The organism is Pseudomonas sp. ME-P-057 (assembly GCF_030208975.1).
GTDB lineage: Bacteria > Pseudomonadota > Gammaproteobacteria > Pseudomonadales > Pseudomonadaceae > Aquipseudomonas > Aquipseudomonas lutea.
This window is the reverse complement of the sequence record NZ_JARVSX010000031.1, coordinates 1-12,511: the sequence shown is the minus strand read 5'-3', so window position 1 is coordinate 12,511 and position 12,511 is coordinate 1. Positions and strand designations below refer to the sequence as shown.

Annotated in this window: 11 protein-coding genes; 7 read left to right on the top strand and 4 right to left on the bottom strand. The window is 61.1% G+C overall.

Annotated features, from left to right (window positions below; translation table 11 throughout):
* Positions 1-104: 104 nt before the first annotated feature.
* Positions 105-908: an SDR family NAD(P)-dependent oxidoreductase gene (locus QRN48_RS16005; RefSeq protein ID WP_285351643.1), complete on the top strand. Its 804-nt coding sequence runs from the start codon at positions 105-107 to the stop codon at positions 906-908.
* 41 nt (positions 909-949) lie between these two features.
* Complete coding sequence (gene fabF / locus QRN48_RS16000) at positions 950-2,224, top strand: beta-ketoacyl-ACP synthase II (RefSeq protein WP_037013190.1); 1,275 nt, start codon at positions 950-952, stop codon at positions 2,222-2,224.
* A gap of 64 nt (positions 2,225-2,288) precedes the next feature.
* Here fabF and QRN48_RS15995 read toward each other — a convergent pair whose 3' ends face one another.
* A complete protein-coding gene (locus tag QRN48_RS15995; RefSeq protein ID WP_037011889.1) occupies positions 2,289-2,852 on the bottom strand; it encodes a TetR/AcrR family transcriptional regulator in 564 nt (187 codons plus the stop codon).
* Positions 2,853-3,120: 268 nt separating this feature from the next.
* On the opposite strand from QRN48_RS15995, the gene QRN48_RS15990 reads away from it, so the two are divergent.
* Positions 3,121-3,804: a response regulator gene (locus QRN48_RS15990; RefSeq protein WP_191945267.1), complete on the top strand. Its 684-nt coding sequence runs from the start codon at positions 3,121-3,123 to the stop codon at positions 3,802-3,804.
* The gene (locus QRN48_RS15985; RefSeq protein WP_191945268.1) at positions 3,801-5,135 is read left to right on the top strand and encodes an ATP-binding protein; all 1,335 of its coding nucleotides are present in this window, start codon (positions 3,801-3,803) and stop codon (positions 5,133-5,135) included. The genes QRN48_RS15990 and QRN48_RS15985 overlap by 4 nt, the downstream gene beginning before the upstream one ends.
* 71 nt (positions 5,136-5,206) lie before the next feature.
* Here the strand turns inward: QRN48_RS15985 and QRN48_RS15980 are convergent, their stop codons facing one another.
* Positions 5,207-5,656 carry a DUF4440 domain-containing protein gene (locus QRN48_RS15980; protein ID WP_191945269.1) on the bottom strand — a complete coding sequence of 150 codons (450 nt, stop codon included), beginning with the start codon at positions 5,654-5,656 and terminating at the stop codon, positions 5,207-5,209.
* A gap of 357 nt (positions 5,657-6,013) precedes the next feature.
* On the opposite strand from QRN48_RS15980, the gene QRN48_RS15975 reads away from it, so the two are divergent.
* The 3 genes from QRN48_RS15975 (at position 6,014) to QRN48_RS15965 (ending at position 8,923) form a co-directional block, all read left to right on the top strand.
* Positions 6,014-7,291, top strand: coding sequence for a serine/threonine transporter (locus QRN48_RS15975; protein WP_191945270.1), 1,278 nt, complete (start codon positions 6,014-6,016; stop codon positions 7,289-7,291).
* Positions 7,292-7,511: 220 nt separating this feature from the next.
* Positions 7,512-8,087, top strand: coding sequence for a GNAT family N-acetyltransferase (locus QRN48_RS15970; protein ID WP_191945271.1), 576 nt, complete (start codon positions 7,512-7,514; stop codon positions 8,085-8,087).
* A gap of 53 nt (positions 8,088-8,140) precedes the next feature.
* Positions 8,141-8,923, top strand: coding sequence for a DeoR/GlpR family DNA-binding transcription regulator (locus QRN48_RS15965; protein WP_191945272.1), 783 nt, complete (start codon positions 8,141-8,143; stop codon positions 8,921-8,923).
* On the opposite strand, the gene QRN48_RS15960 is transcribed toward QRN48_RS15965, so the two are convergent.
* On the bottom strand, positions 8,901-10,466 hold the full coding sequence (locus QRN48_RS15960; protein WP_191945273.1) for a sensor domain-containing diguanylate cyclase: 1,566 nt from the start codon (positions 10,464-10,466) through the stop codon (positions 8,901-8,903). The two genes, QRN48_RS15965 and QRN48_RS15960, sit on opposite strands and share 23 nt — an antisense overlap.
* A 295-nt stretch (positions 10,467-10,761) precedes the next feature.
* Complete coding sequence (locus tag QRN48_RS15955) at positions 10,762-12,087, bottom strand: MFS transporter (RefSeq protein ID WP_191945274.1); 1,326 nt, start codon at positions 12,085-12,087, stop codon at positions 10,762-10,764.
* Between the last annotated feature and the right edge of the window lie 424 nt (positions 12,088-12,511).

Genomic DNA, 12,511 nt, shown 5'->3' with positions numbered 1-12,511 from the left:
GCTATCAAGCTGACAAATATAAAAATGTCGACCGACATATTATTTTTTAAATTACGAGCGTAATATCCCTCCGCAGCTAACCTCACCATCCACGGAGAACGTTCATGAGCACTCAGACCCAAGGCAAAGCTGTAATCACCGGCGCATCGTCCGGTATCGGTTTCACCTACGCGGACCGCCTGGCGCAGCGCGGATTCGATCTGATACTGGTTGCGCGCGACCAGGCACGGCTGGAAGCCCTGGCGACTGATCTGCGGGCCAGGCATGCGGTTCAGGTGGAGGTCGTGAAAGCCGATCTGACTCAGCCTGATGACGTCAGCGCTCTCGAACAACGGCTGCGCTCGGATGCTTCAATCACCTTGCTGCTCAACAACGCCGGCGTGGCATCGAGCACTCCGCTGGCCGAGGCCGATCTGAACGAAGTAGATCGCCTGATTCAGCTCAACGTTGTCGCGCTGACGCACTTGGCATCGGCGGCAGCCGCCGGTTTTGCGGCGCGTGGCAACGGGACGATCATCAATATCGCATCCGTCGTGCCCATGCTGCCGGAACGGTTCAATGCGGTGTACACCGCCAGCAAGGCCTACGTACTGAGCTTGACCCAATCTTTAGCGGCTGAACTAAGCGAGAAGGGCGTACGGGTTCAAGCGGTGATGCCCGGCGCGACCCGGACTGAAATCTGGGAGCGCGCGGGCATGGACATCAATGCTTTCCCGCCGGAGATGGTGATGGACGTTGACGAAATGGTCGACGCTGCCCTTGCCGGGTTTGATCAGCAAGAGCTGGTGACCATTCCGTCGCTGCCTGATGCTGCCGATTGGCAGGCCTTCACCCAGGCACGCCTGGCGTTGGGCCCGAATCTGTCACTGCAGCATGCCGCGCAGCGTTATAAAACCGCGGACGCGTGATGGCGTCGGCATTGGCAAAACAGCTTAAAGAAGGTGAACGCATGAGCGAGCGTCGCATCGTAGTGACGGGAATGGGGCTGGTAACGCCATTGGGATCGGGTGTCGAGGCGGTATGGCGGCGGTTGCTGGAAGGTCGCTCCGGCATCGTGCAGTTGCCCGAGCAGACGGTGGCGGATCTGCCCGGCAAGGTGGGCGGTCCGGTGCCCACTCTTGAAGAGGACCCGCAAGCCGGGTTCGATGCCGACGCCGCCGCGCCGCCCAAAGAGCAGAAGAAGATGGACCGCTTTATTCTGTTCGCGCTGGGCGCCGCGCAGGAGGCTGTATCTCAGGCGGGCTGGGCGCCCTCGACCGAAGAAGAGCGCGAACGTACCGCGACCATCATCGGCGCGGGTGTCGGCGGGTTCGGTGCTATCGCCGAGGCCGTCCGCATTACCGACACTCGGGGGCCGCGGCGGTTGTCGCCCTTTACCATCCCGTCGTTCCTGGTCAATCTGGCGGCCGGCCATGTGTCGATCCGGCATGGTTTCAAAGGCCCGCTTGGCGCGCCGGTGACTGCCTGTGCCGCCGGTGTCCAGGCCATTGGCGATGCCGCGCGGTTGATCCGCAACGGTGAAGCAGACGTGGCCATCTGCGGCGGTGCCGAGGCCTGTATCGATCGCGTCGCCCTGGGCGGGTTCGCTGCTGCACGGGCGCTGTCCAGCGGCTTTAACGAGACGCCCGCGCGTGCTTCGCGGCCTTTCGACCGTGATCGCGACGGGTTTGTCATGGGCGAGGGCGCGGGGATCATCGTCATCGAGACGCTTGAACATGCGCTTGCACGGGGCGCCACGCCGATTGTCGAGCTGGTGGGCTATGGCACCAGCGCAGACGCTTATCACCTGACCGCCGGGCCTGAAGACGGCAGCGGCGCGCGCCGGGCAATGCAGGCGGCGATTCGTCAGGCCGGTATTCAGCCCGCCGATATCCAGCACGTCAATGCCCATGCGACGTCTACGCCAGTGGGCGACAAGGGTGAAATGGCGGCGATCAAAACCGTGTTTGGTGATCAGAATGGCGTGGCGGTGACCTCAACCAAATCGGCGACCGGACACCTGCTCGGCGCAGCCGGCGGCATTGAGGCGATTTTCACGGCATTGGCCATACGCGATCAGATCGCCCCCATGACGCTCAATCTGGAGAACCCGGATGAGGCGGCCGAGGGTATCGACATCGTTCACGGTGAAGCACGCCCGATGCAGATCGAATATGCACTGTCGAACGGCTTCGGTTTCGGCGGTGTAAACGCCAGCGTGCTGTTCCGTCGCTGGCATCCCTGAGACGTTGCTGAAGATGCCGGTTCCCTGCAGCAAAGGGCAGGGAGCAGGCAGCAGGAGGTGGGTATCAGCCTTCGGCCAGAGCCTTGAGCTGCTCGCGGGTGGTCTGCAGGATTCGCTCGGCCAGTGCCGGGTCTTTCGCGCTGCGGGCCAGCACCATTGCCCCCACCAGGCCGGACATGAGCATCACACTCTTGTCGCTGCTCTGGTCATTGGCCGGCATCCCGGCTTCAAGTGTTGCCAGCATGCGCTGCATCAGTTCGTCGGTAATCTCGCTCGGCTGCCCACGCTGGCCCAGCTCGGAGGCCATGGTGGGCAGTGGGCAGCCCTGTTCCGGATGGTCGCGATGAGCAATCGACAGGTACATGTCGATGAAGGCCTTGGTGGAGCTGTCTTCAGCCAGTTTCTCGGCGCGTGCAGCGTGCAGTTGATCCACGGCGCAGCGCAGTGATTTTTCGACCAGATCGTCCTTGGATTTGAAGTGGGCGTAAAAACCACCGTGGGTCAGACCCAGCGCCTTCATCAGCGGCTGCAGACCGGTGGCGCCGATGCCGTCACGACGAAAGCGCGCGGCCGCCTCATGCAGAATGCGCTGGTGGGTCTGGGCTTTGTGATCTTCGGCGTAACGCATGAAACGAGCCTCCCGACGGTGGCGCTTGAAATGGTGGTCGACATTTTTACACGTATGGCTCGCTACTGCAGTAGTGCTGTCATTACCCTTGTTGCCACCGGTCAGAAGGCAGCGGCGGTGGTCATCCGATTTCGGTGGGTATGAGCCGGGGTCGGCAGGCGGTGATGACCGGTAGGTTGCCAGCACTGGGTGCGCGGTGACCGGCTGGGCTCGTGCATAATCCACCGTTAATCTCCCTGCGCTTCACTTGCCTTTTTTGGGGCCGACCATGCACGTACTGCTTTGTGAAGACGACGACCTGATTGCCAGCGGCATTGTTGCCGGGCTCGATGCCCAGGGCTTCACGGTGGATCGTGTCGCCACCGCCTCGTCCGCTCGGGCCATGCTGTCCGCCGCGCATTTCGACGTCATGATTCTGGACCTGGGCCTGCCCGATCAGGATGGGCTGAAGCTACTGCGTCAGCTACGCCAGGAGGGCGTTGAGCTGCCGGTGCTGATTCTGACGGCGCGCGATACTGTCACCGATCGCGTCGATGGCTTGCAGGCCGGGGCGGACGACTACCTGCTCAAGCCCTTCGACCTGCGCGAGCTTAGCGCACGCCTGCACACGTTGGTGCGACGCATGGCCGGGCGCAGCGTCAACGTGATCGAGCATGGCGTGCTCAGCTATGACCCAAGCAGCCGGGAAACGCGCCTCGCAGGCCAGCCGGTCGATCTGTCGCGGCGCGAGCAGGCATTGCTGCAGGCGCTCTTGAACAACAGCGGTCGGGTTCTTTCCGGCGAGCAGTTGAAGGACTGCATCTATGGCTTCGGCGACGAAGTGGAAAGCAACGCGCTCAACGTTCACATTCATCATCTGCGCCGAAAATTGGGTGGCGGCATTATAGAAACCGTACGCGGCCTGGGTTATCGCCTCGGGCCGGCCGGTCTGGATTCGGGGCCCGGAGCATGATGAGTCTGAGGACGCGCCTCAGTCTGATTCTTGGCTCGGCGTTCATTGTGATCTGGGTGTTGGCCGCCGCCTGGATGCTGCGCGACTTGCGCACGCAAATGATGCAGTCGCTTGATCAGCGGCTCGAGGCGTCTGCGCGGATGGTGGCAGGGCTGCTCGAACAGGTGCAGATGCCGACTGGCACTGACGCCCGATCGCTGCGGGCCGACGATCCGGCATTGCCCACCGGCATGGCGTGTCAGTTGAGCTCCCTGCGCGGGCAAGTGCTTGCCCGAACCGACAGCTCGCCGAGCGAGCCACTCAAGGCTGACGCCAGCGGCTTTCACGACCAGATGATCGACGGCGACCACTGGCGGGTTTACACGATGATGCACGGCAACGTGCGAGTGAGCACCGCCGACCGGCAGATCGAACGCGATGTGTTGGGCCATTCGGTTTTGCTGGCCGCGTCGGTGCCGGTGCTGGTCGCGCTGTTTGGCAGCCTGGCGCTGGTCTGGTTTGGCATCGGTCGGGGGCTGGCGCCGCTCAACCGCATGCGCGATGCGCTGAATCGACACAGCGCCGACTCGGTCGAGCCGCTCGATGTGCCCAAACTGCCCAGCGAGTTGCAGCCACTGCTGACGAGCCAGAACCAATTGTTTCAGCGCATCGCCCAGACCCTTGAGCGCGAGCGCAGGCTGACCGGCGACGCTGCCCATGAGCTGCGCAGCCCGCTCACGGCCATCAAAACCCATCTTCAAGTGGCGCGCATGACCGAGGGCGACAAGCGCGATACGGCGCTGGCCCATGCGGAGGAGGGCGCTGACCGTATGCACCGCACCCTTGAGCAATTGCTGTTGTTGGCGCGAGTGGAGGGCAGTCTGTCGTTTGATGACGGTGTGCAGTGCACTGCCGAGGAGGTCGCGCGGCTGGCCATTCACGACGCCAGTCATGGCGACGAACAACGCATCCAGCTTATTTTGCCGTCGCGGCTGTCCACTGCTGCCGTGCAAATGCCCGCGGCGCTGGCGGTGGCTGCGTTGCGCAATTTGCTGGACAACGCGCTGCGTCACAGTCAGGCCGCTGCGCAAGTGGAACTCAGCGTCGAAACCTTCGACGAGCAGGTGCATTTTCGTGTTCGCGACTATGGTCCCGGGATTCCGGAGCCGGACCTGGACAAGCTCACCCAGCGCTTTTGGCGCAACGGCAAGAGCCCCGGCGCGGGGCTGGGCCTGGCCATTGTTCAGGCCATCGTCCAGCGCTGTGCGTGCTCGCTACGCTTTGACAGCCGCCGCGACGGTTTGCGGGTGGAGTTGAGCATGCCGTTGCGGCCCGATGTCGCAGGGGAGTGACGTGTGGGAAATGTCTGAAAGTCAGGTCGGCTGACGTCAGGACGTCAGCCGACTGTTTGTCCGAGAAACTTTTACTCAGGCATGGCCGATGAATGATGGGAAGTGATGAGCCATTCGCCGCCAACCCGAGCATAAGTAAAGGTATAACGCGCATTGACTTCAGGCATATCGCGAAAGCGGAACGTGTAAGTGCCGGTGTCGGTTGCACTGTTGCAACTGGTAATCAGCGTGCTGCTGTCCAGGGTGCCGATCGGGCCGCTTTTCAGAAAGTAATTGAAATAATCAAGTTTGCCGCTCAGATCAGTTCTCGGCTGATTGGAGAGGGTCGGCAGCAGGACTGCGTCTGCGGTGTAGTTGGCGGCCACCTTGGCTGGGTCGCCGGTTTGCAGTGAGGTGTTCCAGCGTTCAAACAAGTTTCTTGCCTGTTCTGCGTCCAGCATCGCGCACTGCGAAGAGGATGTGTTTGCCAGTACCGGTGTGGAAATAAGGAGCAGTGCAATAACAGCGGGAATCGTCTTCATACGTTGCCTTCCATGGGCGGTTGTTTGAATCGAGAGCCTAGTGCACAGGTGTGGAACTGTTCTACTGCCGTGGAATTACAACAAATTTCAGGTCGCTGGAAGTTGCGATCCGCGTGTGGGAAATGTCTTTAGTACCCAGTAAGAAAGGTTTCTCCGTGAGGGTGGAAGTCGTGCCGTTTCTGGCGCTCCTCTCGGCGCTGTCCGGACTTTTGGTCCGACAAGCCTTTGATTCTGCTTCCTAATCCCGGACAATCGCGCCCCTTTCCCTGTAGAGAATCGGTCAGGGGCGCAGACCGCGATGTTTTTCGGCAGCGTCGTTGACCATGTAGCTATGACCGGCAACGGAGAATCGACCGGATGAATGATCAGGCCAACAGTGTCGAACAGACTGTCGATGCTGCACCCGTGAGCGTTACCTCCTGGAATCGCAATGACACCACCTGGATGCTCGGGCTGTTTGGCACCGCCATCGGCGCGGGCACCTTGTTCTTGCCGATCAACGCAGGGATCGGCGGCTTCTGGCCGCTGTTGATTTTGGCCCTGCTGGCGTTCCCGATGACGTTTTATGCGCACCGCGGGCTGACCCGCTTCGTACTCTCGGGCCGGGATGGCGCAGACATTACCGAGGTGGTCGAGCAGCACTTCGGTAAAAAAGCCGGCGCCCTGATCACGCTGCTGTATTTCTTCGCCGTGTTCCCGATCCTGCTGATCTACAGCGTGGCGCTGACGAACACCGTCGGCAGCTTCCTGGAGCACCAACTGCATGTGCAGCCGCCGCCGCGCGCGCTGCTGGCGTTTGTGCTCATCCTCGGTCTGCTGGCGGTGGTGCGCTGCGGGGAGCAGATCATCGTCAAGGCGATGAGCCTGATGGTGTACCCCTTTATCGTGGCTCTACTGTTCCTCGCTGTGTTCCTCATCCCGCACTGGAACGGCGGCATTCTCAGCACGGCCAGCAGCTTTCCGGGGCCGTCGGCGCTGCTGCATACGCTCTGGCTGGCCATCCCGGTGATGGTGTTCTCGTTCAATCACTCGCCGATCATTTCGGCATTTGCCGTGGATCAGAAGCGTCAGTACGGCGAGCAGGCCGAACCCCGCAGTGCGCAGATCCTCGCCCGCGCTCATGGGTTGATGGTCGTGATGGTGCTGTTTTTTGTCTTTAGCTGCGTGCTGACCCTGACCCCGGAGCAATTGGCCGAAGCCAAAGCGCAGAACCTCTCGATCCTGTCTTATCTGGCCAACCATTTCAGCAACCCGACAATCGCCTTCGCCGCTCCGCTGATCGCGTTCGTGGCGATCACCAAGTCGTTTCTGGGGCACTACATCGGGGCCAGCGAGGGCCTCAAGGGCCTGGTGGTGAAGACCGGCCGTCGGCCTTCGCAGCGCGCCCTCGATCGTCTGACCGCAGGTTTCATGCTGGTCGTCTGCTGGCTGGTGGCAACGCTCAATCCGAGCATTCTGGGCATGATCGAAACCCTTGGCGGGCCGGTGATTGCCGCCTTGCTGTTTCTGATGCCGATGTACGCCGTGCGCAAGGTGCCGGCCATGCGCCGATACGCAGGCAAGCTGTCGAACGTATTCGTGGTGGTGATCGGCTTGATCTCGATTTCGGCGCTGGTGTATTCGCTGCTGCAGTAACTTCCACACGGTGGAGCCACTGGCACACTCCGGTTCTGTAGGAGCCGGCTTGCTGGCGAACCGGTTTGTCACACACCGCTGCTGTGCCTGAAACACCGCATTCGGCCTAACGCGGCCCAGCAAGCCGGCTCCTACAGGCAGGTATCGCACCAATCTGTGCTCCTGCCGTTTTGAACGGGACACTTAAGATTCATCACCCTCAGCCACGGACGCAGTGAGCATGATCGATTGCAAAGCCCTGGATTTTACCCTGCGTAGAGCCACTCACTCGGATGCGTTGACCCTCGCCGTGCTGGGCATGCAGGTCTTTCTGGACACTTATGCGACTGAGGGCGTGCGTGAGGCCATTGCCCGCGAGGCGCTCGAATCATTTGCCCCCGAGACGCTGGCATCGATCATCCAGAACCCCCGCGAGCTTGTGCTGGTGGCCGAGGTGAATCGGCACGTTGTCGGCTTCGCGCAGGTCTCGCTGAACAACGACCACCCAATGGTCGACGATCGTCACGCTGCAGAACTGAAGCGGCTTTACGTTCAGGAGCGGTTTACGGGGCGGGGCGTGGGCTGGCGCTTGCTTCGGCACGCCGAAGAAGAGGCGTTGGCCGGTGGCGCTTCAGCGATGTGGGCAACTGTTTGGGTGGGTAACCCGCGAGCGCTGCAGTTCTACCCCCGACAGGGCTACACCTATGTCGGCCCGGCCGTGCACCGTCTGCAAGCGGAGACTCATCAAAATGATCTTTTCTGCAAGCCCATGACCACGCCGACGCGCGACTGCCCCCCGTTTGACAACGCTCTCTAACGCGCCGCATGATTCTGCTCGTTTCCGATTGATACAGCTCGCACAGAGGCCCCATGTCAGCCAATCCCGAAGCGTTTCCCGGCGAGCGCCAGCGTTTGATCACCGAGCGTCTGGCCGTTCACGGTCGGGTGATTGCGGCGGACCTTGCGGCCGAATTCAACGTGTCCGAGCACTCCATTCGCCGTGATCTGGGTGCGATGGCTGCCGCCGGGTTGTGCAAGCGCGTGTACGGCGGTGCGATCTCGCTGGCGTCTGATGGGCCGCTGGCCGACCGTGTCGAGCACCAGCCCGGTCGCAAGCGTCAACTGGGTATTGCCGCGGCACGTTTGATCAGTGCCGGGCAGCATGTGTTTATCGATGGTGGCTCGACCAACCTGGCCATTGCCAAAGCCCTCGATCCTGGCATGGCGTTGACCGTCACGACCAACGCGCCGCTGATCGCAGTGGAGTTGATGAAGCTGCCGTCGGTGGAGGTGATCCTGCTCGGCGGTCGTCTGAGCCCCGTGGCCGGGAGCACTTACGGCTTCACAACGATCCAGCAACTTGCTCACTTCAATTTTGATCTGTGCTTTTTGGGCGCGTGCGCGCTGGATGCGCTCAAGGGCGTCACCGCGTTCGACATGGACGTCGCCGAGTTCAAACGCGCCGTTGTGGCGCGCAGCGGTCAGGTGGCGGTGGCGGTGATCAACGAAAAACTCTCCAGCATCGCCCATTATCAGGTGGCCGAATGCGCAGAGGTGGGCGCCCTGGTGGTCGAGCACGACGCTCCCGCTGACCGCCTGGAGCTGTTTCGCGGCAAGGTGGCGCACATCGTTATGGCGCAGGCAGCGCACTGAGCATCATGCTCTCCTGCCAGGCCATGGTTCGGTTGCGGCCCTGATGCTTGGCCGCGTACAGCGCGGCATCCGCTCGTTTGACAAAGTCTTCCGGCGTCTGGCATTCCCGGGCCTGGCAACCGTAGACCCCCAGGCTGATGCTGACAATGCCGATGGGGTTGCCCTGGTGCTCGAGCGCCCGGCTCAGCACGGCCAGTCGAATCTTTTCCGCCAGACTCACCGCGCCCTGCACCTCGCTGTAAGGCAGAAACACCGCCATCTCTTCGCCACCGTAACGCACGGCCAGGTCGCCGGTGCGGTTGAGTGTGCTGCGAACGCATTCGGCCACCGCGATAATGCATTTGTCGCCAGCCACGTGGCCGTACGTGTCGTTGTAGCTCTTGAAAAGATCGATGTCGATCATGATCAAGCTCAACGGATGCAGGTTTGACTGCCCGTTGTGAAATTCCAGCCCGAGGATTTCCTGAAAGTGCCGACGATTGGCCAGCCCGGTCAGGCTGTCCTGCAGCGCGAGTTTTTCCAGCGAATGACTGGCAATGCGCAGTTGTGATTCGGCATTGAGCCCAAAACGGATCTGCTGGAACAGCAGCACGCCGAACAACAGGTTGGCGACCACCACGCAGATGATGATTGCCAGCGAACGCCAGGCATACTGCCGCCACTCGTCGAGCACCTCGCGCTGGGAGAGGCCCGCCAGCAGCACCATCGGGTAACGGTCCAGTTTCTTGTAGCCATAAAGACGTTGCTCATGGTCGAGCATCGACACGACATTCGCCGTGCCTTCATAGTGTTCTTTCACATGCAGACGGAACAACTCACCCTCACCGATAGACGTGCCACGCACATTTTCCAGCATCGGGCGTCGGGCGAGCACGGTGCCGTCAGCCATGGCCAATGTGATTACGCCATGCTTGCCAATATCGAAGCGCTCGAAAAACCGCTCGAAGTAATTCAATTCGATGGTGGCCAGTACCACGCCGGCGAAGTTGCCTGCTGAATCGTCCACTCGGCGGGACACTGGGATGATCCAGTCGCCGGTGGAGCGGCTGCGGATGGCTGGCCCGACATGGGGCAAGGTACTGGCCATGGTCTGATGGAAGCGGAAGTACTCACGGTCGGCGTTGTTGGCGTTGGCCGGTATCTGGCTCAACGAGGTGCCGGCCCAGTAACCGTCCTTGTCGTAAATGAACAAACCCTGAAGTTGCTCGACGCTGGCGGCGGTGGCCCGCAGGTAGTCGTGCATGCGTGAACTGCTCGCTGCACCGAAGCCGTCGTACGAAAGCCGCTCGACCACTGCAGACACCGCGATGTGCGCCTGATCGAAAGCGTCGTCGGCATGCTGCGCCATTGAGCGTGAAAGGTTGGCGACGTTGGTGTTGGCAATGTCCAGCTCGTGAATGCGCGTCTGACGCAGTTGCCAGACGGTAATGCTGGTGATGGAAACGCACACCAGCAAGGTGAACAGCCCTGCCAGCCACAGCACGGGCATGCGCTTGAGTCGACGGCTTCTGATGCCCAGTTCTGACTCTTCTACCTGTCTCAAACCCCACCCTCACTGACTGCCACGATTTCAGACCCGCCCCTGTGACGAACAAACCACCCGTTCGGACACGCAGCATCGCAACAGCGAACCGTCTGACTCACAGCGTAGGACAAGTGCGGGATTTTGAAGGGAAATTTCTGACTTATAAATCAGCGGCGGGGTATTCCCGCCGCGTGTGTAAAGCCTGTCCTTAAGCAGCGAGGGGAGCACGCAAGGTGGTTCCCCGCCCCGGTCGATCCCCCCGGTTGATTGTCCGAAGTAGAACGCAGCTACCGGCCATGCCTTGCTCGGCCATTCAAACCCGACGTCCCTGCACCCCTCCATCATTCGCCTGCCACGCTTTCTGCGCCGTGCCGGTGTGTTCCGGGATGGGCGTTTTGAGCAGCACGAAATAAGCAATGGCCGAGAGCAGCGCGACGATGGCGCTGACCGCGAAAGCCGTGGCGAACGTCCCCGAATATTGCACGCTGAAACCGGTGACGATGGGTGCAATGGAGCCGGCGATATAGCCGCCGAAGTTCTGGATTGAGCCCAGTGACGCCACGCGCTTGGTGTCGACCACCGTATTGACCACCATCCACGCCGTGGCGCTGGACAGGTTGATGCCGAACAGCGCCAGGCAGAGCAGCGCGATGCAACCACTGAGGCCGGTGACAAACGTCAACGGCAGAGTGAAGACGGCGGCAAACACCAGCCCGCCAATCACAGTGTATTTGCGGCTGTTGAGCACACCAACGCCGCGTTTCACCAATCGATCACAGATGCGTCCTGCGGCGATGGTGCCGATCGCACCGAATACATAGGCAAACGACACCACCCAGGCGGTTTGATAGGGATCAAGGCCGTGCTCGCGCTGAAAATAACCGGGTAGCCAGGTCAGGTGCAGCCAGAGCATGTAGATCACGCCCATGAAACCCAGGAACGTGCCCCAAGTGCTGCGGTGTTTGAAGAGGTCCAGCCAGCCGGCAAAAAACGACGCTTTAGGGGCCGCATCGGCCTGAACTGCCTGAACAATTGGCTCGCGCCCCTGCGCTGCCAGCTCCTTGAGGTATTGCGCACGGCTTTTGTAAAACATCAGCCAGCACAACGACAGCACGATGCCCAGTACGCCGGTGATGATGAACATGCCTCGCCAGCTGAAGTTGACCATGAACAGCGTCAGCAGTGGTGGTGCCAGGCATGGCCCGATGCACGTTGCTGACCAGACGATCCCGGTTGGCGTGCCGCGCTCGTGTTCCTCGAACCATTCATTGAGAGTCTTCGCTGCGGAGGGGAACATGGGTGCCTCGCCGATACCGAGCAATACACGCAGGGCGAAGAATCCGCTGAAGCTGTTGACGAAACCCGAAGCAGTTTGGGCTATGGACCACACCATCAGCGCGCCGCCCAGGGCAATCTTGCTGCCCAGCTTGTCGATGATCATTCCCATCGGCAACTGCGCAAACGCATAGGCGAGCGAGAAGGCCGACAACAGAATGCCCATCTCGGAAGGGCTGATGAGCATGTCTTTCTGAATTGTCGTGTTGGCGATGGACAGCGCGCTGCGGTCCAGGTAATTGACGACCCCGAACAGCATCAGGAAGACGATGGTGATCGTCTGGTAAGTCTTGAGGGATTTCATTGCGCACCTTTTTTATTGTTGTCGGGCTTGAGGCTTCATTGTTCTGGTGGGACCGGCTTCAGCCGGGAAGGGGCCAGTGTGGGCACCCTCCATGTTGCGGTGTGACGACAAAGCTTCCCGGCTAAAGCCGGTCCTACCAAGCAAACGCAGGTCCTACAAGGCGAACGCACGTCTGAGTGTAGGACCGGCTTCAGCCGGGAAGGGGCCAGTGTGGGCACCCCCCATGTTGCGGTGTGACGACGAAGCTTCCCGGCTGAAGCCGGTCCTACCAAGCAAACGCAGGTCCTACAAGGCGAACGCACGTCTGAGTGTAGGACCGGCTTCAGCCGGGAAGGGGCCTGTTTGGGCACCTTCCATGTTGCGGTGTAAGACAAAGCTTCCCGGCTAAAGCCGGTCCTACCAAGCAAACGCAGGTCCTACAAGG

What these genes read in the sequence shown, in the direction of transcription:
- QRN48_RS16005 (WP_285351643.1), top strand. Translation starts at nt 105, where the DNA reads ATGAGCACTCAGACCCAAGGCAAAGCTGTAATCACCGGCGCATCGTCC.
- fabF (WP_037013190.1), top strand. Translation starts at nt 950, where the DNA reads ATGAGCGAGCGTCGCATCGTAGTGACGGGAATGGGGCTGGTAACGCCA.
- QRN48_RS15995 (WP_037011889.1), bottom strand. Translation starts at nt 2,852, where the DNA reads ATGCGTTACGCCGAAGATCACAAAGCCCAGACCCACCAGCGCATTCTG.
- QRN48_RS15990 (WP_191945267.1), top strand. Translation starts at nt 3,121, where the DNA reads ATGCACGTACTGCTTTGTGAAGACGACGACCTGATTGCCAGCGGCATT.
- QRN48_RS15985 (WP_191945268.1), top strand. Translation starts at nt 3,801, where the DNA reads ATGATGAGTCTGAGGACGCGCCTCAGTCTGATTCTTGGCTCGGCGTTC.
- QRN48_RS15980 (WP_191945269.1), bottom strand. Translation starts at nt 5,656, where the DNA reads ATGAAGACGATTCCCGCTGTTATTGCACTGCTCCTTATTTCCACACCG.
- QRN48_RS15975 (WP_191945270.1), top strand. Translation starts at nt 6,014, where the DNA reads ATGAATGATCAGGCCAACAGTGTCGAACAGACTGTCGATGCTGCACCC.
- QRN48_RS15970 (WP_191945271.1), top strand. Translation starts at nt 7,512, where the DNA reads ATGATCGATTGCAAAGCCCTGGATTTTACCCTGCGTAGAGCCACTCAC.
- QRN48_RS15965 (WP_191945272.1), top strand. Translation starts at nt 8,141, where the DNA reads ATGTCAGCCAATCCCGAAGCGTTTCCCGGCGAGCGCCAGCGTTTGATC.
- QRN48_RS15955 (WP_191945274.1), bottom strand. Translation starts at nt 12,087, where the DNA reads ATGAAATCCCTCAAGACTTACCAGACGATCACCATCGTCTTCCTGATG.